Genomic DNA, 24,927 nt, shown 5'->3' with positions numbered 1-24,927 from the left:
GCGTTCGATCCACGTCCGGTCCGGCGTTCCGAATACGCGCACCCCGGCTCAGCCCTGCCGCACCAGCCCCGCCATGATGTCCTCCAAGGCCTCGCAGACCATCACCACGGCGCGCCGCTTCAGGTTTTCAGGCCGGGCCAGCAGATCGATCCGGCGGCGTGTGCTGATGCCCTCCAGCGGCCGCAGCACGATGTCCGGGTTAAGGACCGGCCCTGCCGTGTACCTCGGCAAAAGGCCCACCACACCGCCGGCGGCCACGAGCGCCGCCACCGTGGAGTAGTCGTTGATGCGGTGCACAATGTTCGGTTCGCGGCTGGAGACTGCAGCGACGGCGGACAGGACGTCGGCGGGGGAGTAGCCGGGGTGGCTGGTCACCCAGGCCTGGGCGCCCACGTCGTCCGCCGTGACGGTGTCCTTTTGCGCCAACGGGTGGCCGGCGGGCAGTGCCACGTCCAGGGGTTCGTGCGCCAGCGGGATCACCGCGACCCGTTCTGCGGGCCAGCGGGGACTATGGTCCATGCGGTGCGCCAGGACCAGGTCGTACCGCGCGGTGAGGGCAGGGAAGTCCTGCTGGGCCACGTCCTCGTCGGACAGTTCGATCCGGGGGTGCTCCGGCTTGTCCAGCATGCGTGCCAGCGGCGCAAACAAAGCCTGCCCGGCGCTGTGGAAGCCGCTGAGGCTCACCCGGCCTGCCGGCGACTGGTGATAGGTGCTCAGGGCGCCGCGGGCGTCGGCCATGGCACTGACGACGGCGGCGCCCGCGTCCGCGAGTACCTGGCCGGCTTCCGTGAGGACCAGGTTCCGGCCCTCCTTGCGCGTCAGCGGTACCTCGACCGTCCGCTGCAGGTGGGCCAGTTGCTGCGAGACGGCCGAAGGAGTGACCATGAGTGTGTCTGCCACGGCCTTGACACTTCCCAGTGCTCCCAGTTCGCGCAGGATCTCCAGCTGATGTACTTCCACGATCCCAGTCTAATCATTAGCAATCGCTACACCGTCGATTGAGAAGATCCTTGTTGTGCTAACGCTTCGGCAGGGCTTCAATGAGGAGGACAAGACCTCGGATCTGAACGCCAAGAAGTAAGGACGCCAATGAAGGCCCTCTACAAGGCCGGCCCCCACGCCGGTTTCGAACTCGTCGACCGGCCCGAGCCTGAGGCCGGCCCGGCGGACGTGAAGATCAGGGTCATGACCACGGGGATCTGCGGTACGGACCTGCACATCCAGTCCTGGGATTCCTGGGCCCAGGGGATCATCGAAGCGCCCCTCATTGCCGGCCACGAGTTCTATGGCGAAGTGGTGGAGGTGGGGGAAGACGTCCGGGACGTCAAGGTGGGTGACCGGGTCTCGGGTGAAGGCCACGTGGTGTGCGGCATCTGCCGCAACTGCCGGGCCGGCCGCCGCCAGATGTGCATTCACACCGTCAGCGTGGGCGTCCAGCGCGACGGTGCCTTCGCCGAGTACGTGGTGATCCCCGAAACCAACGTCTGGGTCCACCACGACCCCTCCGTCACCCCGGAACTCGGCGCCATCTTCGACCCCTTCGGCAATGCCACGCACACGGCCCTGAGCTTTCCGCTGGTGGGCGAGGACGTGCTCATTACAGGCGCCGGACCCATTGGGCTGATGGCCATCGCGGTTGCCCGCCATTCCGGTGCGCGAAAAATCGCCATCACGGACATCTCCCGGCCCCGCCTGGACCTGGCCCGGCAGCTCGGGGCGGACCTTGCCATCGATGTCTCCACCACCCGCGTCCGCGACGCCCAGCGCGAGCTCGGCATGCGCGAAGGCTTCGACGTCGGAATGGAAATGTCCGGCCACCCCTCCGCCCTGCCTGAGATGATCGACAACATGAACCACGGCGGCCGGATCGCCATGCTGGGACTGCCCAGCCAGGAGATCACCATCGACTGGGGCAAGGTGGTCACCCACATGCTGACCCTCAAAGGCATCTATGGCCGCGAGATGTACGAAACCTGGTACGCCATGAGCGCCATGCTCTCCTCCAACCCGGTCCTGCACGCGGCCATCTCCGCCGTGGTCACGGACACGCTTCCGGCCGCCGAGTGGGAGAAGGGCTTCGACATTGCCCGCAGCGGCGTGGGCGGCAAAGTTGTCCTCGACTGGACCCGACTGTAAGGAAACCCATGTACACCTCCATCAAGGACCAGCTCCACGACGAGCTGGAAGACATCCGCACTGCCGGGCTCTACAAGACCGAACGCAGCATCAGTTCGCCGCAGTCCAGCCACATCACCGCGGGCCGGATCGGCGGACCGGGCGCCGACGTGCTGAATTTCTGCGCCAACAACTACCTGGGCCTGGCAGACCACCCGGACATCATCGGTGCCGCCAAGGCTGCGATGGATGAGCGCGGCTTCGGCATGGCCAGCGTCCGTTTCATCTGCGGAACCCAGGACCTGCATCTGGAACTCGAGGCCAGGGTCTCCAAGTTCCTGGGGACCGAGGACACCATCCTGTTTTCGAGCTGCTTCGACGCCAATGGTGGAGTCTTCGAATCCCTCTTCGGCCCCGAGGACGCGGTCATTTCCGACGCCCTGAACCACGCGTCCATCATCGACGGCATCCGGCTGTGCAAGGCCCGCCGCTACCGCTATGCCAACCAGGACATGGCAGAGCTCGAGGCCCGGCTGCAGGAGGCCCAGGACGCCCGCCGGAAGATCATCGTCACGGACGGCGTGTTTTCCATGGACGGCTACCTGGCCCCGCTGGAAGCCATCTGCGATCTTGCCGATAAATACGACGCCCTGGTGATGGTGGACGATTCGCACGCCGTGGGCTTCATGGGTTCCACCGGAGCGGGCACGCCGGAACACGCCGGGGTGTCACACCGGGTGGATATCTACACCGGCACGTTCGGCAAGGCACTGGGCGGAGCGTCCGGCGGTTATGTTTCGGGCCGCAGGGAGATCGTTGCCATGCTGCGGCAGAAGGCCCGGCCCTACCTGTTCTCCAACTCCCTGGCTCCCGCCATTGTGGCCGCCACCCTCAAGGCGCTGGACCTGGTGGAAAACTCGGCGGACCTGCGCCGCCGCCTGTTCGAAAACGCCGAACTCTTCCGCCGCCGCATGACCGAGGAGGGCTTCGACCTGCTTCCCGGGGAACACGCCATCGTGCCGGTGATGTTTGGTGACGCCGTGATGGCCGCCAAGGTGGCTGACCGCATGCTGCAGCACGGGGTCTTCGTCACCGCCTTCAGCTTCCCCGTGGTCCCGCGGGGTGCTGCGAGGATCCGTGTGCAGCTGTCGGCTGCACATTCAGCGGACGACGTCGAGGCGTGCGTGGGTGCCTTCGTCGCCAGCCGTGCCGAGGCAGCAGCCTGACGGGACTTCCACGGGACGCGAACTCTGCGAGGATGGACGGATGGCAGCACATTACGATGTCCTGATCGTGGGCGGCGGCATTGCCGGCCTGTCCCTGGCTTCCGAGCTGGCCGGCCGGTGCAGCGTGGCGCTGGTGGAGGCTGAGCAGGATCTGGCGTACCACACGTCCTCCCGCTCGGCCCGCCAGCTGATCCCCAGCTACGGCCCTCCCGTGGTGCAGGAGCTCACCGTCCGGACTCTTGAGCTGATTGCGGCCCGGGACGCCGAACTGCCGGAACCGGTCCTGACGCCACGCAGTTTCATGCTGGTTGGCTCAGAGGCGGATGTTGCCGCGGAAGCCAGCGGGCACATGCAGGCCATTACCGTGGACCGGGCGCTGGAGCTCTGTCCGGCCCTGCTCCCGGGAACCTTTGCCGCCGCCGGGCTGGACACCGGATCCTATGGCTGCAATGCGCCCCTGCTGCTGGCCGACCACCGGCAACGCGCTGAGGCCGCCGGGGTGGACATCATCACCGGCGCCCGCGTGCACTCAGCACAACGGCTGGGTTCGGGGTGGCAGGTAGGTGCCGGGGCGGAGGGTTTCGAGGCAGGGATCCTGGTCAACGCGGCCGGTGCATGGGCTGATGAGCTCGCAGTGCTCAGCGGCGTGGAGAAGCTTGGGCTGCAGCCGTACCGGCGCACTGCGGCGATTGCCGCCGTCGAACGCCCCCTGCCTGCCGCCACCCCCATGGTGGCGGCAGCGGACAATACGTTCTACTTCCGCCCGGACGGTGACGACGTACTGATTTCACCGTCCGAAACCGTGCCCAGCGGGCCCGAGGACGCGCAGCCGCGGCCCGGCGACGTGGAACGCCTCGTGGAGAGGCTGAACTCTGTCACCAGCCTGGGAATCACCGGAATTCGCCGGGCCTGGACCGGCCTGCGCACCGAAGCCGCCGACGGGGTTCCTGTGGCCGGGTTCGACGCCGAAGCTCCCGGGTTCTACTGGCTTGCCGGGCAGGGTGGCTACGGCTTCCAGACTTCTGCTGCCATGGCTGAGCTGGCGGCCAGCCAGATCCTTGCCGGCCAGGCGGTGTCCGGAAGTGCGGCGTCCGGAGATGCTGCCGCCGGAAATGCGGCCAGCGACGGTCCGGCATCCCGGACAGCGCAGGCGCTGGCTGCCATCCGCTGGTCCATCCGACGCTGAAGAATGGTCCCATGAGTACCCTGATCACCAATATTGCCGAGCTGATGACCCAGGACCTGGAACACCGGGTCCTGAAGGACGCGGCGGTAGTGGTCGAAGGGGAACGGATCTCGTGGATCGGCGCCGCAGCTGATGCGCCGGCGGCGGATAACGCCGTGGACGCCGGCGGCCGGGCCATGCTCCCGGGGTGGGTGGACTCCCACAGCCACCTGCTGTTCGCCGGGGACCGTACTGCAGAATTCGAAGCCCGTATGGCGGGGGAGGCGTATGCCGCCGGCGGCATCGCCGTCACGATGAATGCCACCCGCGCCACGTCGGATTTCGACCTCACCCGCCTGGCCATGGGCAGGGTTGCCGAGGCGGTTTCGCAGGGGACGACGTACCTGGAGACGAAGACCGGCTACGGCCTGGATATCGGGAACGAGGCCCGGAGCGCGCGCATTGCCGCCACCGTAGCCGACCAGGTAACCTACCTCGGCGCCCATTTGGTACCTGCCGGCCAGGACCCGGAGGAGTACACCGACCTGGTCTGCGGGCCGATGCTTGATGCCGTCCGCCCGTACGTCCAGTGGGCCGACGTCTTTTGCGAGGAGGGTGCATTCACGGCCGAACAATCCCGGCGCGTGCTGACGGCCTGCCGCGATGCCGGCCTGGGCCTGCGTGTGCACGGCAACCAGCTGGGCGAGGGCCCTGGCGTGCAGCTTGCCGTGGAGTTGGGCGCAGCCAGCGTGGACCACGTCAACTACCTGGCCGGGCAGGACGTGAAGGCCCTTGCCGCTTCCTGGTCCGGGTGGGACGCCGCCACGGGAACCGGTGAGCGGGGTACGGTGGCCACCTGCCTCCCGGCCTGCGATCTCTCAACCCGGCAACCGTTGGCCCCCGCCCGCGAGCTTCTCGACGCCGGCGTGCAGGTGGCGCTTGCCTCCAACTGCAATCCCGGAACGTCGTACACAAGTTCCATGGCATTCTGCGTCACCACCGCTGTCCTCCAGATGCACCTGAGCGTGCACGAGGCCGTCCGCGCTGCCACCTATGGCGGTGCGCTGGCGTTGCACAGGGAAAGCGGCCGTGATGCTGACGGGGAACGCGCCGTGGGATCCATCGCCGTCGGACACCGTGCCGACCTGCACCTGTTGAATGCTCCTTCCGCGACGCATCTCGCTTACCGCCCGGGCATGCCGTTGACGTACGCTGTGTGGCGGGCAGGAGTCAGGGAGCGGTAGGCCCAGACTGAGCTTCTGATTGTTCCTGATTCTTTCTCTTGGTTTATAATCAGGAAACGTCATCGACAGTGGTGGCTGATGTATCGAAAGGCCCCTTTGCATGACGCGCACTGACCGGTTGACGGCGATCCTTGACCTGCTGGCCAGGACCGGGCAAGTGGAGGTGGACGAGATTGTCAGCTCCCTCAATGTCTCGCCGGCCACCGCGCGGCGTGACTTGGACAGCTTGGCCAAACGCCGGCTGCTGACGCGTACCCGAGGTGGCGCCACCACCGGCGCCCTGGCCTACGATCTTCCCGGCCGCTACAACCGCGACGACCACGCGGAGGCCAAGGAACAGATCGCCCAGTGTGCCTCGGCGTTGATCCGGCCCGGGGCGGTGATTGGCCTGTGCGGGGGGACCACCAGCACCGCGCTCGCACAGATCCTCGCTACCAGGGAGGACCTGAATGCGCCGTCCAATCAGCCCACCCTCACGGTGGTCACCAATGCAATCAACATCGCCGGCCAGCTGGCGGTGCGGCCCAACATCAAGGTGATGGTGACTGGTGGAATCCTCAACCCGCGGTCCTATGAGCTGGTGGGGCCCTATACGGACATCATCATGCAGAAGGTGGTGCTGGACATCGCGTTCATCGGCGTCAACGGCATTGACCCCGAAGTCGGGCCCACCAACACGGGGGAGGGGGAGGCATCCGTGAACGCCCTGCTCGCCAGCAGGGCCCGGGTGTCCTATGTCCTGGCCGATTCCTCCAAGGTGGGCGTGCGGGCCTTCGCCACCATGGACGGCTACAACTTCACCCGGCTGATTACCGATGCCGGAATCTCGCCCCGCGACAAGGCCGCCTTTGAGGCCAACGGCACGGAAGTGATTGTGGCGCCCGCCTGATTTCCGGGGAGTCCAGTCGTTCGGCAGTTCCATCAGCCCGGATCCAGAAACTGAAGGCAAGATGGGAACATGCTGGTTCCCTCCCGCCGCCGCCTGCGGCTCGAAGTATGGATCGTCCTGGGCCTGTCCCTGGGCCAGTCGGCTGTCTACTCCGTGGTGCAGCTGCTGGACAAGATGACCCGCGCTCCGCTGGCGGAGGGCACGTCCACGCTGAACCGCTCCCAGAGCACCCGCGAATACTTCGACCTCACCTATCAGCTGCTGGACATCATCTTTGCACTGGTGCCGGTGCTGCTGGTTCTCTACTTCCTTACGGACCAGCGCCAGGCAGGGCCGGGTGATGCCGGGAACTCCCGCTCCGCGTTCCAGAAGCTCGGGTTCAATTTCGCCCGGCCCGGCAAGGATCTGCTGCAGGGCCTGGGACTGGCCGCGCTGATCGGCATTCCCTCACTGGGGCTTTATGCGGCCGGCCGGGCGCTGGGAATCACCACCGCCATTATCCCCAGTGCCTTGGATGCCTACTGGTGGACGGTTCCTGTGCTGATCCTCTCCGCTATCCGGCACGCAGTTCTCGAGGAAGTCATCGTGGTGGGCTACCTCCTGGACCGCTTTGGCAAGTTCGGTTGGAGCGTGCCCCTGGCCATCGTGGTGAGCTCCCTGCTGCGCGGCAGCTACCACCTGTACCAGGGCTTCGGTCCCTTTATTGGGAACGCCGTGATGGGCGTGGTCTTCGCCTGGCTGTACACCCGGACCCGGCGGGTCATGCCACTGGTCATCGCCCACGCCCTGCTGGACATCGTGGCCTTCGTGGGCTTCAGCCTGTTCGGCAAAGCCGTGGGGCTGGGCTAGGGCCGAGGGCATCGGGGCTAAGCCTGGGATCGTACGGCTGATTTCGAAGGAACCTATTGGCGCTCACAACCTGTTGACCATCAACTGGCTTTCATGGATCGTGTGCACCATGAACCTGGGGGCGCGGTTGACAGCATGGTCGCTGGTGGCGGTCACCGTGCTGGCTGGACTTCTGGTTCTGGGGCGGTTGTGGAGCGTCCATCAGCAAACATCTGACTGGGCTCTCTGGCCAAAGGAAATTCCTTCACGAGTGCAGTTCGCCGGCCGCGACTATGACTGTGGCCCGACTCCAGCGGCTGCACATCACGACGTGAGCGGAATGACCAGGCAAGGCACGACAGCAGGTGGGGCCGAGATCCTCGCAGAACCTCCTTCCGGCGAAGCAAGGGTGTTTATCCTGGTGCGAACGGCTAAAGGCGACGTTTGGCTGCGGCCTGCTGGGCGGCCCCTGATTTGGTGACCCTTCCTGGGCCGGCGCCCGTTGCCTGACCGGAGCCATCACAGAACGAAGTTTGAGCCAGAGTCGGATTGCTGCAGTCGCATCAGCGACAGCTCCAACTGCCAGTCCGGCTGCGGGTCGGGCGGCAATACGAAGGGCTTCGCGTAAAAGTCGTCCCAGAGGGCATCGGTAGCGCAAAGATCATCCGGATCCAGCAGGTTCCCGCCGTCAGGTTCCTCCACCTCCCGCTCTGGCCACGCTGGCGCCACCGGCGCACCCGTCGCCGGTGGTGCGGCCGGTGCAACCGTCGATTCATTCGACGGCAACATCCCTGGTGGCCAGCGGGTTGGCTCCCGGTCTGGGTGTTCGGGTTTGTAGTGGCGGCCGGTGGGTGAGGTCCAGCCCGGTGGCTCACGAGTGGTCGCCGCATCCGGTTTCCACTGGCTGTTGTGCTTGAGCCTGTGGTGCTTGGGGCAGAGTTGTGCCAGGTTGCTGGTGCCGGTGGTGCCGCCGTGTTTCCAGGCGGTGAGGTGGTCGGTGTCATTGTCCGGGGTGTGGTTGTTGCAGCCGGGGAAGGTGCATTTTCCGTCGCGCATCCGGATCCATTGTTTGATGTTTTCCGGGAGTCGGTAGCGGGTGCGGCCGATCTCCAGCGGGGCCCCGTCGCGGGGGTCGACCAGGACCCGGTAGAACGAGTCCGCCCCGTCCGTGACGAGTTTGCGTGCCATGGAGGCCGGGATGGGGCCGTGGCCGTCGAGTTCTGCGGGTTCGTCCGTGCTGCTGAGGAGGGAGAACACCGGGACCATGACCAGCACGTCGGCCCGCGGGATGGGGACCTTGCCTATCTGGGTGAGGCCCGCCGAGCCGGTCGGGCTGCCTGCACCCGGCCCGCTTCCGGAGAAGGTGGCGGTGTCAGCGGTGGCGGTGTTTTCTGGACCGGGCAGGCCTGTCCCGAGGAGCAGGGATGCTGCGATGTCGGGGCGGAGTTGTGTGAGGGTGCGGGGTTCGTTGGGGCCTTGGAGGCCGCGGGCGGTGGCGGTGGTGCGGTTCCAGATGGCGCAGGCGGTGTCGCCGGGGAGGCGGAGCGAGATCCAGGCCATGCCGTCGTGGTCCGGGGTGTATTCCATCCGCCGGTCCGCGACGCCTTTGGCGTGGCGTTTCTCCAGGGTTTCGGGGTGGTGGCGTTCCCGCCAGGCGCGGACCTTGGTACGGAACCGGGAGGGAGCGAGCTCCCCGGGTGCGGCGCCGCGGGCCGGCTTGGGGGCATCAGGGTCGAAGAAGTGTGCCACCAGGGCGGCGGCACCGTCCGGGGTGAGGCCTTCGGTTTCGTCCGCAACGATCTTGGCGTGCTGCCAGGACAGGTCCCCGGCGGCCAAAGCGTCCAGGAGTGGCGGCAGGGTGCACACCCGCTGGGACTGCTCCACGAAGGCCCCGGCAGCGCCGGAGCTGATGGTCAGGACCCCTGCGATCTCCTCCACCGCAGACATTTCCGCATACGTCCGCTCGTGCACAGGGGCCTCCGGAGGAAGCATCGCGTGCTGGAACCCAACGCACTCCACCGCATCACGGGCCTTGACCACAGCGAGCTGCGCCTCCAGCCGCTTCACCACTTCCAGCCGAGTCAGCCGGAGCTCGTACCGCCGCTGCAACACATCCACATCAGCCCCAATACCAACCCCGGCAGCCAGGAAATTATCCTCAGCAGCCAGCGCGTCGAGGGCGGCCACAGAGGCATGAACACCCTCCAAGACCACCCCGCCACCGCTGCTGATTTCCATACGAACATCATCCAACAGGGGTCTGACAACTAAAGTTCGCAGGCGTCTTTGCGGGCCCGGCAGTCAACTTAAATGAATTCGGCCGCCATCGGGTAGTGACGCCGTTGTCACCACCTGATGGCGGCCGAAGCAGGTCCGGGCAGTGGCCCGGCAAACCCAACTCCCTGATGTGCCGGGAGAGAGGGGGGAGCGTCAGATGGTGACGGCTCCGTTGGCGGTTTCGAACGTGACCGACAGGATGCCCGGCGTTCCGTGCGGGGCCACCCACTCAACCGCAACGTCCTCAAGCGGCTTCTCCACCGGCTCACCTAGCCACTCGGTCACGCGCGAGGCGGAACCGGCGATGGTCAGGCAGCTCATCTTGATGTTGCTGGGGTAGGCGTTGGATGGGTGCAGCGACGGGTCACCTTCCCACTTGAGCATGTACGGAACCTGGGGGTCGGCAATAAGGCCAAGGATGCCAATCTGCTTCCAGACCAGCTCCCGGCCGTCCGGGAACTTGCGGTTGCCGTTCACGGCAGCACGGCCAAGGCGTTCCTCGAAGGGAGCGAGGTCGTCCACCTCGACGCACCAGCCCATCCACCCGCCGCCGGCTGCGGAACGGGCACGGACCGCCTGACCGAACGGTGCCTTGTCCGATGCCGGGTGGTCCAGGACCTCCACGACTTCCAGGTACTTGTGCCCGGCGAGCGGGATGATCATATTCCGGGTTCCGAACCGGGGGTGGACCCCGCCCTTCACTGCCTCAACGCCGAGGGCAGATGAAATACGTTCGGTAGTGGCCGCGAGGCCATCGGTTTCACAGGCGTAAGAGACGTGATCCATGCGCATGGCAACATCTTGGCACTTTGTGATCAGGCTCTCAGCTAAGGGTACCCTTACTTGGATTTTCGCCCGTGGATGTGGTCAAAAATCGGCCATCGAACTCGGCCTAACCGGCGATGTAATAGCCGGAGGTGTCGGCGATGAGGTGGATGGTGCCGCTGGAGTTGTTGGTCAGGGCAATGGTTCCATCGGCGGCGACGGGCGTGATGACGAGGTTGGGTGTCGTTTGGTTCGGCGTGAAGTTGAGGTTGGAGGTCCCTGGGGTGGGGGTGCCGCCGGCGTGGACCGTGATGTTGCCGAAGCTGGTGGGTGCTGTGACGGTGACGTTGATGGCGACAGCGGATACTCCGGTGATGGGGATGCCGCCACGGCCGGTGACGGGCACGCGGATGGTGGCTCCGGGTGCGACGGGACCGCTGATGCCTCCTGTGCCGTCGCGCGTGTCCAGTTGCCGGAAGGGGCTTTGGGATGAAAAGGTGCCCGGTTCCACCGGTGTTCCGGCGATGTAGTAGCCGGAGGTGTCGGCGATGAGGTGGATGGTGCCGCTGGAGTTGTTGGTCAGGGCAATGGTTCCATCGGCGGCGACGGGCGTGATGACGAGGTTGGGTGTCGTTTGGTTAGGCGTGAAGTTGAGGTTGGAGGTCCCTGGAATGGGGATGCCGCCGGCGTGGACCGTGATGTTGCCGAAGCTGGTGGGTGCTGTGACGGTGACGTTGATGGCGACGGCGGATACTCCCATGGTGGGGATGCCGCCACGGCCGGTGACGGGCACGCGGATGGTGGCTCCGGGTGCGACGGGACCGCTGATGCCTCCTGTGCCGTCGCGCGTGTCCAGTTGCCGGAAGGGGCTTTGGGATGAAAAGGTGCCCGGTTCCACCGGTGTTCCGGCGATGTAGTAGCCGGAGGTGTCGGCGATGAGGTGGATGGTGCCGCTGGAGTTGTTGGTCAGGGCAATGGTTCCATCGGCGGCGACGGGCGTGATGACGAGGTTGGGTGTCGTTTGGTTAGGCGTGAAGTTGAGGTTGGAGGTCCCTGGAATGGGGATGCCGCCGGCGTGGACCGTGATGTTGCCGAAGCTGGTGGGTGCTGTGACGGTGACGTTGATGGCGACGGCGGATACTCCCATGGTGGGGATGCCGCCACGGCCGGTGACGGGCACGCGGATGGTGGCTCCGGGTGCGACGGGACCGCTGATGCCTCCTGTGCCGTCGCGCGTGTCCAGTTGCCGGAAGGGGCTTTGGGACGAAAAGGTGCCCGGCTGCCGGGGACTCGTTGGCACGTGCAGCAGCTGGTTTGGCGTTCCGGTGCCCGCACCCCTGATAGTTCCGGTAGCGGCAGTCGAGAGTACGGCCTCCGTCACCTGTGCAGGGGTAAAGAGGGGGTGCTGGGAAAGAACGAGGGCTGCAGCCCCGGCCACGTGCGGTGCGGCCATGGATGTTCCGCTCAGTGATGTGGTGGCCGTCGACGATGTATTCCAGGTGGAGCTGATGCCCACTCCTGGAGCGTAAAGGTCAACGCATTGGCCGAAGTTGGAGAAGGAAGCCTGCCGGTCCGAAGAGTCGCTGGCTGCCACTGTTAAGGCTAATGGGGCGCGGGCAGGCGAGGCGGTGCACGCGTCCGTGGCTGAATTTCCCGCGGCGACGACGACTGGGACGCCGTCGTTGATGACGTTCTGGACTGCGGCGTCAAGGAGGTTGCTGCCCGGACCTCCCAGGCTCATGTTGACCACGGCCGGAGTGCCTGGGGTATGATCGCCTGCGATCCAGTCCAGCCCTGCGATTATGTCCGAGTAGTAGCCCGACCCGTCACAGGACAGTGCCCTCACGGGGACGATTGTGGATGACTTTGCCACGCGCTAGACGATTCCGGCGATGATTCCTGAGACGTGTGTCCCGTGGCCATTGCAGTCACTTGTCCCGCCACCGTCGGACAGTGCTGTCCAGCCCGGTGCAACCCGGCCGCCGAAATCCACGTTCGAGGCTAGGACTCCCGTGTCAACGACGTATGCGCGGACACCAAGACCGGAACTTTCGTGCGTGTAGGAGCCGGACAAAGGCAAGGCCTGCTGGTCGATGCGGTCGAGTCCCCAAGGAGCCGGCTTTTCGGTTTCGGAAATCGTGGATACCGTGTCAACCTCCACTGTTAGGGCCCTGCCGGAACGGAGCAGCGCATTCGCTTGCGCCGCTGTAGCTTTGATCGCCGCCCCGCGGAGTGCGGTCGTAAACGTGTGGTTGACGCCGATGCCTTGGGCACGCAATTCCCGCGCCTCGGCTGACACGTCCGTCCCCGGGGGGAATTGAACGAGGTAGCGGCCATTCGCGCTTTCAGGAGCAGCAGCGGGCCTCGTGGTCGCCGTGGGCAGCGCAGATGCCTGCGCTGGTGCACCGTTTGAACAGAGGGTGATGGCGGACAACAGTGCCGCGGTAAGTGCCAGGCGCAAAGACGGGGGCAACGGAATCCTGTTCCTTTTGTGCTTGCTCGGGAAGAGACCGGAGGATGATTTCCGGCTTCCAAGGTATCCGAACCACGGAGGTTTGCGGCCAAACCTCGGGCGATCCTTCGCATCACTTGTGGGAATCTTGGAAAATCTCCGCGTGGCTCTTCCATTGCGACCACGATCCAGCCGGAGGAAATCATGGGCGCTTTCACGGCGGCCCGCCCGGGACTTCAGCAAGGCATGACCTTGTTCGTCACAATGCTGTCCTCACTGGCCGCCCGGTTCCTAGACTGGGCGCAGGTCATGAGCGCCAGCGCCAAGCCCCGGCTCGCTGGCCGGCAACCCTCCATCCGCGGCGGGGTGCCCCGGGTGAGGACCTGGCTGTCCGGCACCAGCCGGGAGCAAGCGCGGCCCGTACTGCTCCATGCATGCCGGGCCCATGTCAAAGGAGATTTGGATGTCCAACGGATGGTCCTTCGAAACCCGCCAGATCCATGCAGGCCAGGAAGTGGACAGTGCCACGGGAGCCCGTGCCCTGCCGATCTACCAGACCACGTCCTTCGTGTTCCCCAGCGCCGAAAGCGCAGCCAACCGCTTTGCCCTGGCTGAACTTGCACCCATCTACACCCGGATCGGCAACCCCACCCAGGACGCCGTCGAACAGCGGATCGCCAGCCTTGAGGGAGGCCTGGCCGCTTTGCTGCTCAGCTCCGGGCAGGCAGCGGAGACCTTCGCGGTCCTGAACATCGCGGAGGCCGGGGACCACATCGTGGCCAGCCCCAGCCTTTACGGCGGAACGTACAACCTGTTCGCCCACACCCTGAAGAAGTTCGGCATCTCGGTCACGTTCGTGGACGATCCCGACAACCTGGACCAGTGGCGCGCCGCCGTCCAGCCCAACACCAAGCTTTTCTTTGGCGAAGTGGTGTCCAATCCCCGCCAGGACGTCCTGGATATCGAAGGCATCTCCGAGGTGGCCCACCAGGCAGGCGTGCCGCTGATCGTGGACAACACCCTGTCCACCCCGTACCTGATCCGTCCGCTCGAGTGGGGCGCCGACATCGTGATCCATTCCGCCACTAAATACCTTGGCGGTCACGGCACGGCGATTGCCGGCGTCATTGTCGATTCCGGAAAATTCGACTTCAGCGAGGATCCTGAACGGTTCCCCGGCTTCAACACCCCGGACCCCACTTATAACGGCCTGGTCTACGCGCGGGACCTCGGAGAAGGCGGCGCCCTCGGGGCCAACCTGTCCTACATTCTCAAGGCCCGCGTCCAGCTGCTGCGCGATCTCGGCTCGGCCGTGTCCCCTTTCAACGCCTTCCTGATCTCCCAGGGCCTGGAAACACTGAGCCTGCGGGTGGAGCGCCACGTTGCCAACGCCACGGAAGTGGCGCGCTGGCTGGAAGGAAGGGACGACGTCGAATCCGTCGCCTACGCGGGGCTGCCCTCCAGCCCCTGGTACGAACGTGGCCGCAAGTACGGGCCCAAGGGGACGGGTGCCGTGGTGGCTTTCAACCTGGCCGGCGGGGCGGAGGCGGGCAAGCGCTTCGTCGACGCCCTTGAACTGCACTCCCACGTTGCGAACATCGGCGACGTCCGCTCCCTGGTCATCCACCCGGCGTCGACCACCCACAGCCAGCTTTCGCCGGAGCAGCAGGCAGTGGCAGGGGTGACCCCGGGACTGGTCCGGCTGTCCGTTGGCCTGGAGCACATCGATGACATTCTGGCTGACCTGGAAGCGGGCTTCCGCGCAGCCAAGGGCGCTGCGGCATAAGACAACAGCCGGGGCTGCAGTGAGTGCCGCCGGCAAGCCGGGAAGTCACAACCAGTCACACTCTTGGCTTGGAACGGGGGGTGTTTCGTACACTCGAACCAGGTCATGAGTGCCAGTGACAGCCCCGGCTTGCTGGCCGGCAACCCTCCATCCGCGGTGGGGTGCCCCGGGTGAGGACCTGGCCTGCCGGTCAAATGACGGCGGGCAAGCGCGTAGAAGAGGTCTTGCCATGACGGTTACCGTCGCCCGAACCACCATCCCCGAACACGGAATCGTCCGCTACGCCTCCATTGGGGGACTGCAACTTGAAGCCGGCGGCTACCTCCCGGACGTCACGCTGGCCTACGAAACCTGGGGCACGCTTAACGCGGACGGCAGCAACGCCGTCCTGATTGAGCATGCCCTGACCGGAAGCACCCACGTGACCCGTGGCGACACCGACGAGGAAGGCTGGTGGGAACAGCTGGCCGGTCCCGGCGCGCCCGTGGACACGGACAGGTTCTTCGTGGTGTCCATCAACATTGTTGGCGGCTGCTACGGATCAACGGGCCCGTCGTCGGCCGCCCCGGACGGATCCCCCTGGGGCTCCCGTTTCCCGCTCGTCACCCTGCGGGACAGCACGGTGGCGGAGGCCCGGCTGGCAGACCAGTTGGGCATCAAGAGCTGGTTCGCCGTCCTGGGCGGCTCCATGGGCGGCGCCCGTGCCCTGGAATGGGCCGTGACCTACCCGGAGAGGGTGCAGCGCTGTGCCGTCATCGCCGTGGGGGCCGCAAGCACAGCCGAGCAGATCGCCTTCGCGCAGGCCCAGACGCTGGCCATCCGGCAGGATCCGAATTTCAACGGCGGCGACTACTACGGCGGTCCCAGCCCGGAAGACGGCCTGGCCCTTGCCCGGCGCATCGCCCACATCACGTACCGCTCCGCAGCCGAGCTGGAAGGCCGCTTCGGCCGGTCACCGCAGGCGACCGAGTCGCCCCTGAAGGGCGAAGTCCTGGCCGCCCGGGGCCGCTACCAGGTGGAAAGCTACCTGGACCACCAGGGCAACAAGCTCGTGAAGCGCTTCGACGCGAACAGCTACATTGCCCTGACCGAAGCGTTGATGAGCCACGATATCTGCCGGGGCCGGGGGAGCCTCGCAGAGACGTTGGCCAGGTCAACTGCACGCTTCCTCGTTGCCGCCGTCGACTCCGACCGGCTCTATTTTCCGTCCCAATCCCATGAACTGGCCCAGGCCCTGCCCGGGGATGTCGAGGTGCACGTCATCCGGGCCCCGATCGGGCACGACGGGTTCCTGACCGAAATCGGCCAGCTGGGCAGCCAGCTGAGGGGCACCTTCCTGGCCTGAGGCCCCGCATGTGCATTCCTGCAGATGCCTTCTGCACTAATCGGCGTTGAGGTTGCACGGCAGGCAGACCATACTCAATCGAATCCGGCGTTCGTGGTGTGCATCACATCCGGCCGCCATTGACTGGTCCCCGTGGTGTCGACGACGACGCTGAAGGAGTTCACATGAGTACGGAAAGCTCCGCCGCAAGGCGTACAGAGGAAACCGACGTCAAGGCCTCAGGCCTCAAGAAGGTGGTGACGGCCTCCATGGCCGGAACCGTCGTGGAGTGGTACGAGTTCTTCCTCTACGCATCCGCCGCCACGCTGGTGTTCGGAAAGGCCTTCTTCCCCAACGCCGGCACCGAACTGGACGGCATCATCGCCGCCTTCCTCACCTACGCAGTCGGCTTCGTGGCCCGCCCCATCGGCGGGATCGTCTTTGGCCACTTCGGCGACAAGTTCGGCCGGAAGCAGCTACTGCAGCTGAGCATCATCCTGGTGGGCGTCTCCACCTTCCTCATGGGCTGCCTGCCCACCTTCCAGCAGATCGGCTACTGGGCTCCCACCCTGCTGGTGGTGCTCCGGTTTGCCCAGGGCTTTGCCGTCGGCGGGGAGTGGGGCGGCGCCGTCCTCCTCGTGGCCGAGCACAGCCCCAGCAAGTCCCGCGGATTCTGGGCCAGCTGGCCGCAGTCTGCAGTGCCGCTCGGAAACCTGCTGGCCACGGCCGTGCTGTTCATCCTGTCCTCCACGCTGACCCAGGACGCCTTCCTGGGATGGGGCTGGCGCGTGGCGTTCTGGCTGTCCGCGGTGATCGTCCTGATCGGCTACTACATCCGGACCAAAGTCAACGACGCACCCATCTTCCTGGAGGCCCGCAAGGAGGTCGAGGCCGGCCACAAGGGCTACGGTGTGGCCGAAGTTTTCCGGCGCTACCCCCGCGGCGTGTTCACCGCCATGGGCCTGCGCTTCGCGGAAAACATCCTGTACTACCTGGTGGTCACGTTCTCCATCACCTACCTGAAGACCGTGGTGCAGGCCGACACCACCCGCATCCTGCTCCTGCTGCTCCTGGCCCACGCCGTGCACTTCGCGGTGGTGCCCATGGTCGGCAAGCTGTCGGACCGCTTTGGCCGTAAACCCGTCTACATGGCCGGCGCCGTCATGGGTGCCACCTGGGGCTTCTTCGCCTTCCCCATGATGGATACCAAGAACGATGCCATCATCCTTGCCGCCATCATGATCGGGCTGGTGTTCCACGCCTTCATGTACGCAGGTCAGCCTGCCATCATGGCGGAAATGTTCCCCACGCGGATGCGGTACTCCGGGGTGTCCCTGGGCTACCAGGTGACCTCGATCGTGGCCGGTTCGCTGGCTCCGATCATCGCCGCCTCGCTCCTGGGCACCTACAAGTCCTCCGTCCCCGTGGCCGTCTACCTGCTGATCGCCTGCGCCATTACCGCCGTCGCGGTCTTCTTCCTGAAGGAAACCCGCGGCATCTCGCTGCACGACGTGGACGCCGCCGACGCCCAGGGCACCGCCGACCTCCTTGCCGCCAACAAGAAGTAGCAGGTTCCCATGAAAGCCGCCGTCCTATACTCCACCGTTCCGGCCCCCACCCCGGGGGCCGGACCCGGGAAACGGACCTACTCCGATGCCGGCCCGCTGCTGGTGCAGGAACTGGAGCAGCCGGAGCCGCGGGCCGGTGAGCTTGGTGTTGCCATCACCTACTCCAGCCTGTGCCATTCGGACCTCTCGGTGGTGGACGGTTCCCGCGTCCGGCCGCTTCCCATGGCCCTGGGCCACGAGGCCGTGGGGCGGGTGGTGTCCGTCGGCGAAGCTGTGGCCGACGTGGCGGTGGGCGACCACGTGGTGCTGGTCTTCGTGCCCAGCTGCGGGAAATGCCGGGCCTGCCTGTCCGGCCGGCCGGCCCTATGCCACCGCGCAGCGGAGGTCAACGGCTCCGGAGACCTGCTGCACGGGCCGGCCCTGCTGCGGACGCCGGCGGGGGAGCGCATCAACCACCACCTGGGCGTCTCGGCCTTTGCCGACTACGCGGTAGTCGCCCGGGAATCGGTGGTGGTGATTGACGACGACGTCCCGGACACGGTTGCCGCGATGTTTGGTTGCGCCGTGCTCACCGGAATGGGTGCGGTGTTCAACACAGCCGGAGTCGGTCCCGACCAGTCCGTGGCAGTGTTCGGGCTCGGCGCGGTGGGCCTGTCCGCCGTCATGGCAGCGCGCCTTGCGGGGGCAGCCAGCGTGATTGCCATTGATCCAAACCAGGGCAAGCACCAGCTGGCCCGCGACGCCGGGGCCACGTCGGTGGGAACTCCGGAGGACGCGGCCCGGCTGATTGCGGAAGCCTCCGGTGACGGCGTGGACGTTGCCATCGAGGCCGTGGGCTCGGCGGGCGTCATTGCCTCCTGCCTGGAGCAGGTTACCCGGGGAGGTGCCGTGGTCTCGGTGGGCCTGCCCCATCCGTCCGCCCAGTTGACGGTACCCGCCCTGCAGTTTGCCGGAGCGGGAAAACGGCTGCTGGGCTCCTACATGGGGGATGCCGTGCCCTCCCGCGACATCCCGAAATACCTCGGATTCTGGCGGGAGGGCAGGCTCCTCGTTGAGTTGCTGCACACGGACACGCGGCCACTGAGTGAGATCAACGAGGGCCTTGATGCGCTGGCATCCGGGCAGGTGGTGCGGCGGCTCTTCCAGGCCTGAGCCCTTCGAGGCCGGCCTAACCTGCCAGCAGCCCGGCGCGCTCCTTCATCTCCTCTTTGAGTGCCCCGATCACGGCCTGCACTGGGGCCGAGCGGAGCGACTCCGGGCGGGCAACGGCCCAGATAGGGAGCTGCCGCTCGAAGTCGGCGGCCAGGACGGGAACAAAATGGTCGGATTCCGCCACCATGAAGTTGGGCAGCAGCCCAATGCCCGCGCCCTGCCGTACCGCCTCCACCTGGGCGAACACGCTGGTGGCCTGGAAGCTTGTCCTGGGCACGGGAAGCTCCGATGACCAGCGCGGCCCCAGCTCCGCCACCTGGAGTGCGGACTCCACGTAAGAGACAAACCCGTGCTGCCCTACGTCGTCGAGCCTTTCCGGCAGGCCATTCCGGGCGGCATAGGCGGAACTGGCGTAAAGGCGCAGGTAGTAGTTGCTCAGGAAGATGGTCTGTGCGCTGGTGACCTCGGCCCGTCCCACCACAATTTCCAGGTCCACTCCCGACCGGTTTTGGCTGACTTTCCGGGTGGCGCTGAGCATTTCAACGTTCAGTTGCGGGTTCTGCTGCTGGAGCCGCACCAGCGACGGGGCCACGAAGACGGCCCCCACGCCGTCCGTCGTGGCGACGCGGACCAGGCCGGCCAGGGCACTCTGGTCCTGGCTGATCAGGCCGGACAGCGAGCCCAGCGTGGCCTCGATTGTCTCTGCCGCCTCCACCGCGGCGGCGCCGAGCTGCGTCAGTTCCCAGCCGTGCGGGCTCCGTTCCAGGGTGCGGCCGCCCAGCTGCTTGTCCAGGGCGAGGATGCGTCGGGAAATGGTGGTGTGGGTTGTCCCCAGTGTTTCCGCCACGGCGTTGAAGCGGCCCAGGCGTGCAACCGTCAGCAGGATGAGCAGGTCGTCGGGGCTGGGCAACCGTCTGGGGTCCACGCCGGTCCTTCCATCGATGTGCAGCAATGCACATGGTCTCTGTAATTTTTCCCCTTGATTGCACTCTAACAGGGTGTGATCGTTGACACAGACATGCCGGCAGCAAGGCTGGAATGGAAGCAAAGGAGCTTACGCATGGCAGTTATCGGTTGGATCGGCCTGGGCAACATGGGCGGCCACATGTCCGTGAACCTGGTGAAGGCCGGGCACGATGTCCGCGGTTTCGACCTCAATCCCACCGCCCTGGCAGCGGCTGAGGCAGGCGGCGTCAAACGGACCGCCAGCATCGCCGAAGCGGTGGACGGTGCAGACGCCGTGTTCACCATGCTGCCAAAGGGTGAACATGCCCGCGCGGTGTACCTGGGTGCGGACGGCGTGCTGGCGCACGCGGACACCCGCACGCTGCTGGTTGACTCCTCCACGATCGACGTCGCCTCGGCGCAGGAACTGCACGGCGCCGCTGCTGCCGCCGGCTTCCGCTTCGTGGACGCCCCGGTGTCGGGCGGAATGAGCGGGGCCGAGGCAGGAACCCTCACGTTCATGGTGGGCGGCGAAGAGGGCGCGGTGGCGGACGCCACGGGCTACTTTGGCCCCATGGCGGCCAACATCATCCCCACCGGCGGCGCCACCACCGGGCAGGCCGCGAAGATCTGCAACAACCTGATGCTCTTCATCAACCTCGCCTCCACCGCAGAGGGTGCAGTGCTCGCAGACCGGCTGGGCCTGGACAAGCAGGTCTTCTGGAACATTGCCTCGGTCTCCTCGGGTGACTCTTGGGCGCTGCGGACCTGGTACCCGGTGCCGGGTGTGGTTCCCACCGCCGCTTCGAACAATGACTTCGCGCCCACCTTCACTACCGAGCTGGCGAACAAGGACATTGGCCTGGCCATCAGCGCGGCCGAGGATACCGGCACACCGCTGGAGATCGGCAGGCACGTCCAGCAACTGTTCCAGCGCCTCATCGACTCAGGTGATGCCGGCAAGGACTGCTCAATGATCATCAAGCTCGTGGACGGCTCACTCGAAACCGCCCACCCGGCACCGTCCGCCAACTAGCCCCGCCGCAAGCAACGCAGGAAAAGAGACTCCCCTTGGAAACCATTCCGCACTACATCAACGGCACCCGCGTGAGCGACGCAGACCGCTTCGGTCCGGTGTTCAATCCCGCCAAGGGTGAACAGGATAAGCAGGTGGCGCTTGCCTCGGCGGCCCGCACGGAGGAAGCCATCGTGGCCGCCCGTGCTGCGCTCCCTGCCTGGCGTGCCACCAGCCTGGCCAGGCGTACCACCATCTTCTTCAAGGTCCGCGAGATCCTGAACCAGCGGAAGTCTGAACTAGCCGCGATCCTCACCAGCGAGCACGGCAAGGTTCTCTCCGATGCAGAGGGCGAAATTGCGCGCGGCCTGGAGAACATCGATTTCGCCACCGGCCTGTCCCACATGCTCAAGGGCGAGCGGTCCGAGCAGGTCACCACCGGAGTCGACGTGCACTCCGTCCGCCAGCCCGTGGGCGTGGTTGCCTGCATTACGCCGTTCAACTTCCCGGCCATGGTGCCGCTGTGGATGATCGGCAGCGCCCTGGCCTGTGGCAACACCGTGCTGCTGAAGCCCAGCGAGAAGGACCCATCCGCCGCCGTCTTCATCGCCGAGGCCTTCGCCGAAGCGGGCCTGCCGGCGGGCGTGCTGAACGTGGTCCAGGGGGACAAGGAAGCCGTCGACGTCCTGCTGGAACACCCCGACGTCAAGGCAGTCAGCTTTGTCGGGTCCACGCCCATCGCCCAATCGATCTACAAGCGGGCGGCAGAACACGGCAAGCGGGTGCAGGCCCTGGGCGGCGCAAAGAACCACATGGTGGTCCTTCCCGACGCCGACCTGGACATGGCTGCCGACGCGGCGGTTTCCGCCGCCTACGGTTCAGCCGGCGAACGGTGCATGGCTGTCAGCGTCCTGGTGGCCGTAGGCAACATCGCGGACGACCTGGTGAAGGCCATCTCCACCCGCATGGCCGGCCTCAAAATCGGCCCGGGAACGGACCCCGCCTCCCAGATGGGTCCCCTGATCACCGCTGAGCACCGTGAACGGGTGGCCTCCTATGTTTCGGGAGCAGAGAACGAAGGCGCCACCGTGGTGGTGGACGGGCGCTCGCAGCAGTTTGATTCAAACGGGTTCTTCATCGGCGTCAGCCTGGTGGACCACGTCAAGCCGGGCATGAAGGTGTACGACGACGAGATCTTCGGCCCGGTCCTGTCCGTGGTCCGCGTGGACACCTACGCCGACGCCGTGAAGTTGGTCAACGACAACGAGTTCGGCAACGGCACCGCCATCTTCACCCGCGACGGAGGGGCGGCGCGGCAGTTCGAGTTCGACGCCGAAGCAGGCATGGTGGGCGTCAACGTGCCCATTCCGGTCCCGGTCGGCACCTTCTCGTTCGGCGGCTGGAAAAACTCGCTGTTCGGTGACACCCACATGTATGGCCCCGACAGTATCCGGTTCTACACGCGGGGCAAGGTGGTGACCACGCGCTGGCCGGATCCGGCCACCTCGGTGATTGACCTGGGCTTCCCGCAGGTGGACTAAGCACAGGTGCACTAAACACAGGTGCACTGCACTAAACACAGCAGGCCGGGGACCGGCAACCGGTCCCCGGCCTGGCTGTTCCCAAGGCAGCTAGCCGTTCATGATGTCGCTGCGCCGCTTCATGTACTCCTCCATGGACAGCTCACCGTTGCTGTACTGCTGGTCCAGCTCTGCGAGCTTGCGGGCACGGAACCCTTGCGGGGCGGCCGGCGGCGGGGGAGTAGCAGGCGCCGAAGGCTGGCCCGGCCCCTGCTGGGCGGGTCCCTGCTGTACGGGCGGCTCCTGGAACGGCTGCTGCTGGAACGGCGGTTCCTGCGGGGCACCGTAGCCGGTCCCCGGCATGGGCGGCTGCCCGTACTGGTAGGGCAGCGGCTGGGGCTCGCCCGTGGGCTGCGGCCGCTGGATACTGCGGAAGCCGCCGGAGAAGTAGTCCTGCTGGGTGTAGCCGTCGCGGGGCTGGTTGCTCTGCGGCCCGGCCGAGCCCGGGTACTGGCCCGGGAACCCGCCTTGTCCGTACTGCCCGGGCTGCTGCCCCGGGAACTGGTCGGGGAAGCGGCCGGGCAGGCTTTGGTCCCGGTCCCGCCGCGCCATGGAGCGCCGGTACATCCGCATGGCCATGGGAATGACGAAGGACAGGATGATGATCCAGAAAAACAGGCTGCTCACGGTGCCGCACCTCTCGAGTGTTGTCCTTCCAGCCTAACCCCGGGCGGCCCTACCGGCGGCTGGGCTCCGCCGTTCCCAGCGGACCCTCGCCGGATCCCAAGGGAACGCCCGGACCAAAGACGGGACCCGGCGTCGGCCGCTTTGCCGTGATGCCGTCACCGGAGGACTGGTGGCGCAGCCGCCGCAGCACCCACGGCACAAAGTATTCGCGCGCCCACACGAAGTCCCCGCTCCTGGCCTCGCGCCAGGTCCGCGGCGGCAGCGGCTTGGGCTGCAGTGGTTCCAGCGAATGCTCCACGTTCAGCGAGTCCAGCACCATGGCCGCGATGGTGTGGTGGCCCAGCGGGGAGAAGTGCAGCCGGTCCTGGTCCCACATCTGCGGGTCGCTCAACTGCCGCAGCGACCACATGTCGGCGATGATGGCGTCGTGCCGCGCCGCGACTGTCCGCAGGTTCTCGTTGTAGATCGCCACCTTGCTGCGGATCCTGCCCAGCACCGACGAACCCGTGTCCGGTCCGTTGAACAGGACCACGGTGGCGCCGCCCATGGACAGGATCTGCACCACGGAATCGAGCTTCTCGGCCAGTGTGTCCGGGTCCCCGCCGGGGCGGATCAGGTCGTTGCCGCCGGCGGACAGGGTCACCAGGTCCGGCTTCAGCTCCAGGGCAGGGGCAAGCTGCTGGTCCACGATTTGCTGCAGCAGGCGGCCGCGGACGGCAAGGTTGGCGTAGGCAAAGCCAGGCTGGGTCCTGCCCAGCTCTTCAGCCACCCTGTCGGCCCAGCCGCGGTGGCCGCCGGGGATCGAGGGTTCGGGGTCGCCGATGCCCTCGGTGAAGGAATCGCCCATCGCCACATAACGGGTCCACGGGTGGGATCCTGGGTGTACGGACGGGGCCTGGATGTCGCTTGCGTCAGTCACGGTCCTATCCTGCCTTCCGCCTTGCTGCCTACGCGACCGTAGGTTGTTACTTGGGGGTAACTGATATGAATTGAAACCATGACTGACGCCGAAGTATTTCCTGCCCCCGTTGTCCTGTGGTCCCATCCGGAGGACCAGCGCACCGGCAAGCCGCTGCTGGTGCTCCTCCATGGGTACGGCGCCAATGAGCAGGACCTGCTCAGCCTGGCTGACCTGCTGCCGGGGGACTTCGCCGTCGCGTCCGTGCGCGCGCCCATCGCCATGGGCCCCGGCTTCACGTGGTTCCCGCTCACGGCCTCCATCGACTACTCGCTGGACCGGGTCAAGAAGGCCTCGGAGTACGTCCTCGACTGGATCGACGAAATCCGGGTGGGGCACCCATCGGTGACCCTGCTCGGTTTTTCCATGGGCATGGCGATGGCAACCACGCTCCTGCGGCAGCGGCCCACGGACTTCGCTGCCGTCGTCGGACTCTCCGGCTTCGTGGTGGACGCCGCCGGCGACCCGTCCTTCAAGGACGGCGAGCTGGACGGCACCGTGCCCCTGTTCTGGGGCCGGGACCAGCAGGATCCGGTGATCACCCAGGACAAAATCGAGTACACCATGGGCTGGGTCCGCAAGCACGTCAAGCTCACCAAGGTGCTCTACACCGGCATGTGGCACGGCATCAACCAGCAGGAGATCGGGCACGTGGGGGAGTTCCTCACCCATGAGGTGCTGAACAAATAGGCGTACGACGGCGGCGCGGCGGCCTGGGAGGCCTGCCCGCCGCCGTTGGGTCGGAGGTCAGCCCTACGGCACCTGCCAGGTCAGCCCTCCGGTGCCACAACCTTCACCGAGTGGCCGTTGACGGTGACGATGTCGCCGTTGTGCAGCTGGCGGCCGCGGCGGTCGTCGATTTCGCCGTTGACCTTGACCAGTCCGTTCTTGATGAGGTCAGCCGCCTCCACCCCGTCCTCCACGAGGTTGGCGAGCTTCAGCAGCTGGCCCAGCCGGATCATGCTGTCGCGGATGGGGACGTCGTCAATGGGGTTGCTCATACAGCAATAA

At 66.2% G+C, this 24,927-nt stretch carries 22 protein-coding genes and 2 riboswitches; of the genes, 13 read left to right on the top strand and 9 right to left on the bottom strand.

What is annotated here, in order from left to right:
* Positions 1 to 48 precede the first annotated feature (48 nt).
* Positions 49 to 960, bottom strand: a complete 912-nt coding sequence (locus QFZ60_RS13850; RefSeq protein ID WP_307091131.1) for a LysR family transcriptional regulator — start codon at positions 958 to 960, stop codon at positions 49 to 51.
* A gap of 129 nt (positions 961 to 1,089) precedes the next feature.
* Here QFZ60_RS13850 and tdh point away from each other — a divergent pair, with 129 nt between their 5' ends.
* From tdh to QFZ60_RS13820, 6 genes are all read left to right on the top strand, one after another.
* Positions 1,090 to 2,136: an L-threonine 3-dehydrogenase gene (gene tdh / locus QFZ60_RS13845; RefSeq protein ID WP_307091130.1), complete on the top strand. Its 1,047-nt coding sequence runs from the start codon at positions 1,090 to 1,092 to the stop codon at positions 2,134 to 2,136.
* An 8-nt stretch (positions 2,137 to 2,144) separates the two neighbouring features.
* Positions 2,145 to 3,341, top strand: a complete 1,197-nt coding sequence (locus QFZ60_RS13840; RefSeq protein ID WP_307091128.1) for a glycine C-acetyltransferase — start codon at positions 2,145 to 2,147, stop codon at positions 3,339 to 3,341.
* Between the two features lie 40 nt (positions 3,342 to 3,381).
* Positions 3,382 to 4,527 carry an FAD-binding oxidoreductase gene (locus QFZ60_RS13835; protein ID WP_307091127.1) on the top strand — a complete coding sequence of 382 codons (1,146 nt, stop codon included), beginning with the start codon at positions 3,382 to 3,384 and terminating at the stop codon, positions 4,525 to 4,527.
* An 11-nt stretch (positions 4,528 to 4,538) separates the two neighbouring features.
* Positions 4,539 to 5,750 (top strand): imidazolonepropionase, encoded by a 1,212-nt coding sequence (gene hutI / locus QFZ60_RS13830; protein ID WP_307091126.1) that lies wholly within the window; start codon positions 4,539 to 4,541, stop codon positions 5,748 to 5,750.
* A 100-nt stretch (positions 5,751 to 5,850) separates the two neighbouring features.
* On the top strand, positions 5,851 to 6,639 hold the full coding sequence (locus QFZ60_RS13825) for a DeoR/GlpR family DNA-binding transcription regulator (RefSeq protein WP_307091125.1): 789 nt from the start codon (positions 5,851 to 5,853) through the stop codon (positions 6,637 to 6,639).
* Between the two features lie 69 nt (positions 6,640 to 6,708).
* Entirely contained in the window at positions 6,709 to 7,488 is a 780-nt protein-coding gene (locus QFZ60_RS13820; protein WP_307091124.1) for a CPBP family intramembrane glutamic endopeptidase, read from the top strand.
* Between the two features lie 498 nt (positions 7,489 to 7,986).
* Here QFZ60_RS13820 and QFZ60_RS13815 read toward each other — a convergent pair whose 3' ends face one another.
* The 4 genes from QFZ60_RS13815 to QFZ60_RS13800 form a co-directional block, all read right to left on the bottom strand.
* Entirely contained in the window at positions 7,987 to 9,705 is a 1,719-nt protein-coding gene (locus QFZ60_RS13815) for an HNH endonuclease signature motif containing protein (protein WP_307091123.1), read from the bottom strand.
* A gap of 192 nt (positions 9,706 to 9,897) precedes the next feature.
* Positions 9,898 to 10,536, bottom strand: coding sequence for a VOC family protein (locus tag QFZ60_RS13810; RefSeq protein WP_307091122.1), 639 nt, complete (start codon positions 10,534 to 10,536; stop codon positions 9,898 to 9,900).
* A gap of 100 nt (positions 10,537 to 10,636) precedes the next feature.
* Positions 10,637 to 12,382 (bottom strand): S8 family serine peptidase, encoded by a 1,746-nt coding sequence (locus tag QFZ60_RS13805; RefSeq protein ID WP_307091120.1) that lies wholly within the window; start codon positions 12,380 to 12,382, stop codon positions 10,637 to 10,639.
* 3 nt (positions 12,383 to 12,385) lie between these two features.
* Entirely contained in the window at positions 12,386 to 12,808 is a 423-nt protein-coding gene (locus tag QFZ60_RS13800; RefSeq protein WP_307091119.1) for a S8 family serine peptidase, read from the bottom strand.
* Between the two features lie 458 nt (positions 12,809 to 13,266).
* Positions 13,267 to 13,381: riboswitch (SAM riboswitch) on the top strand.
* Between the two features lie 43 nt (positions 13,382 to 13,424).
* On the opposite strand from QFZ60_RS13800, the gene QFZ60_RS13795 reads away from it, so the two are divergent.
* The 4 genes from QFZ60_RS13795 to QFZ60_RS13780 all read left to right on the top strand — a co-directional run bounded on the left by QFZ60_RS13795 (position 13,425) and on the right by QFZ60_RS13780 (position 18,791).
* A complete protein-coding gene (locus QFZ60_RS13795) occupies positions 13,425 to 14,747 on the top strand; it encodes a bifunctional o-acetylhomoserine/o-acetylserine sulfhydrylase (RefSeq protein ID WP_307091118.1) in 1,323 nt (440 codons plus the stop codon).
* A 101-nt stretch (positions 14,748 to 14,848) separates the two neighbouring features.
* Positions 14,849 to 14,964: riboswitch (SAM riboswitch) on the top strand.
* A 12-nt stretch (positions 14,965 to 14,976) separates the two neighbouring features.
* A complete protein-coding gene (locus tag QFZ60_RS13790; RefSeq protein ID WP_307091116.1) occupies positions 14,977 to 16,092 on the top strand; it encodes a homoserine O-acetyltransferase in 1,116 nt (371 codons plus the stop codon).
* A 164-nt stretch (positions 16,093 to 16,256) separates the two neighbouring features.
* Entirely contained in the window at positions 16,257 to 17,639 is a 1,383-nt protein-coding gene (locus tag QFZ60_RS13785) for an MFS transporter (RefSeq protein ID WP_307091115.1), read from the top strand.
* 9 nt (positions 17,640 to 17,648) lie between these two features.
* Entirely contained in the window at positions 17,649 to 18,791 is a 1,143-nt protein-coding gene (locus tag QFZ60_RS13780) for a zinc-binding dehydrogenase (RefSeq protein WP_307091114.1), read from the top strand.
* Positions 18,792 to 18,807: 16 nt separating this feature from the next.
* On the opposite strand, the gene QFZ60_RS13775 is transcribed toward QFZ60_RS13780, so the two are convergent.
* A complete protein-coding gene (locus tag QFZ60_RS13775; RefSeq protein WP_307091113.1) occupies positions 18,808 to 19,716 on the bottom strand; it encodes a LysR family transcriptional regulator in 909 nt (302 codons plus the stop codon).
* Positions 19,717 to 19,851: 135 nt separating this feature from the next.
* On the opposite strand from QFZ60_RS13775, the gene mmsB reads away from it, so the two are divergent.
* Both mmsB and QFZ60_RS13765 read left to right on the top strand, forming a co-directional pair.
* The gene (mmsB, locus tag QFZ60_RS13770) at positions 19,852 to 20,772 is read left to right on the top strand and encodes a 3-hydroxyisobutyrate dehydrogenase (RefSeq protein ID WP_307091111.1); all 921 of its coding nucleotides are present in this window, start codon (positions 19,852 to 19,854) and stop codon (positions 20,770 to 20,772) included.
* A 35-nt stretch (positions 20,773 to 20,807) separates the two neighbouring features.
* Positions 20,808 to 22,292: a CoA-acylating methylmalonate-semialdehyde dehydrogenase gene (locus QFZ60_RS13765; RefSeq protein ID WP_307091110.1), complete on the top strand. Its 1,485-nt coding sequence runs from the start codon at positions 20,808 to 20,810 to the stop codon at positions 22,290 to 22,292.
* 90 nt (positions 22,293 to 22,382) lie between these two features.
* Here QFZ60_RS13765 and QFZ60_RS13760 read toward each other — a convergent pair whose 3' ends face one another.
* Together QFZ60_RS13760 and QFZ60_RS13755 are read right to left on the bottom strand one after the other, a co-directional pair.
* A complete protein-coding gene (locus tag QFZ60_RS13760) occupies positions 22,383 to 22,958 on the bottom strand; it encodes a hypothetical protein (RefSeq protein WP_307091109.1) in 576 nt (191 codons plus the stop codon).
* A gap of 49 nt (positions 22,959 to 23,007) precedes the next feature.
* Entirely contained in the window at positions 23,008 to 23,877 is an 870-nt protein-coding gene (locus QFZ60_RS13755; protein WP_307091107.1) for an SGNH/GDSL hydrolase family protein, read from the bottom strand.
* A gap of 78 nt (positions 23,878 to 23,955) precedes the next feature.
* Here QFZ60_RS13755 and QFZ60_RS13750 point away from each other — a divergent pair, with 78 nt between their 5' ends.
* Entirely contained in the window at positions 23,956 to 24,606 is a 651-nt protein-coding gene (locus QFZ60_RS13750) for an alpha/beta hydrolase (protein ID WP_307091105.1), read from the top strand.
* Positions 24,607 to 24,686: 80 nt separating this feature from the next.
* Here the strand turns inward: QFZ60_RS13750 and QFZ60_RS13745 are convergent, their stop codons facing one another.
* The gene (locus tag QFZ60_RS13745) at positions 24,687 to 24,917 is read right to left on the bottom strand and encodes an RNA-binding S4 domain-containing protein (RefSeq protein ID WP_142120922.1); all 231 of its coding nucleotides are present in this window, start codon (positions 24,915 to 24,917) and stop codon (positions 24,687 to 24,689) included.
* Positions 24,918 to 24,927: the final 10 nt, after the last annotated feature.

The organism is Arthrobacter sp. B2I5 (assembly GCF_030816735.1).
GTDB lineage: Bacteria > Actinomycetota > Actinomycetes > Actinomycetales > Micrococcaceae > Arthrobacter.
The sequence above is the reverse complement of the archived record's forward strand: the minus strand, read 5'-3'. Positions and strand labels throughout refer to the sequence as shown.

Coding starts and splice junctions, on each gene's coding strand:
- QFZ60_RS13820 (WP_307091124.1), top strand. CDS start 6,709: ATGCTGGTTCCCTCCCGCCGCCGCCTGCGGCTCGAAGTATGGATCGTC.
- QFZ60_RS13835 (WP_307091127.1), top strand. CDS start 3,382: ATGGCAGCACATTACGATGTCCTGATCGTGGGCGGCGGCATTGCCGGC.
- QFZ60_RS13745 (WP_142120922.1), bottom strand. CDS start 24,917: ATGAGCAACCCCATTGACGACGTCCCCATCCGCGACAGCATGATCCGG.
- QFZ60_RS13815 (WP_307091123.1), bottom strand. CDS start 9,705: ATGGAAATCAGCAGCGGTGGCGGGGTGGTCTTGGAGGGTGTTCATGCC.
- QFZ60_RS13810 (WP_307091122.1), bottom strand. CDS start 10,536: ATGCGCATGGATCACGTCTCTTACGCCTGTGAAACCGATGGCCTCGCG.
- QFZ60_RS13780 (WP_307091114.1), top strand. CDS start 17,649: ATGAAAGCCGCCGTCCTATACTCCACCGTTCCGGCCCCCACCCCGGGG.
- QFZ60_RS13790 (WP_307091116.1), top strand. CDS start 14,977: ATGACGGTTACCGTCGCCCGAACCACCATCCCCGAACACGGAATCGTC.
- QFZ60_RS13785 (WP_307091115.1), top strand. CDS start 16,257: ATGAGTACGGAAAGCTCCGCCGCAAGGCGTACAGAGGAAACCGACGTC.
- QFZ60_RS13795 (WP_307091118.1), top strand. CDS start 13,425: ATGTCCAACGGATGGTCCTTCGAAACCCGCCAGATCCATGCAGGCCAG.
- mmsB (WP_307091111.1), top strand. CDS start 19,852: ATGGCAGTTATCGGTTGGATCGGCCTGGGCAACATGGGCGGCCACATG.
- QFZ60_RS13825 (WP_307091125.1), top strand. CDS start 5,851: ATGACGCGCACTGACCGGTTGACGGCGATCCTTGACCTGCTGGCCAGG.
- tdh (WP_307091130.1), top strand. CDS start 1,090: ATGAAGGCCCTCTACAAGGCCGGCCCCCACGCCGGTTTCGAACTCGTC.
- QFZ60_RS13750 (WP_307091105.1), top strand. CDS start 23,956: ATGACTGACGCCGAAGTATTTCCTGCCCCCGTTGTCCTGTGGTCCCAT.
- QFZ60_RS13840 (WP_307091128.1), top strand. CDS start 2,145: ATGTACACCTCCATCAAGGACCAGCTCCACGACGAGCTGGAAGACATC.
- hutI (WP_307091126.1), top strand. CDS start 4,539: ATGAGTACCCTGATCACCAATATTGCCGAGCTGATGACCCAGGACCTG.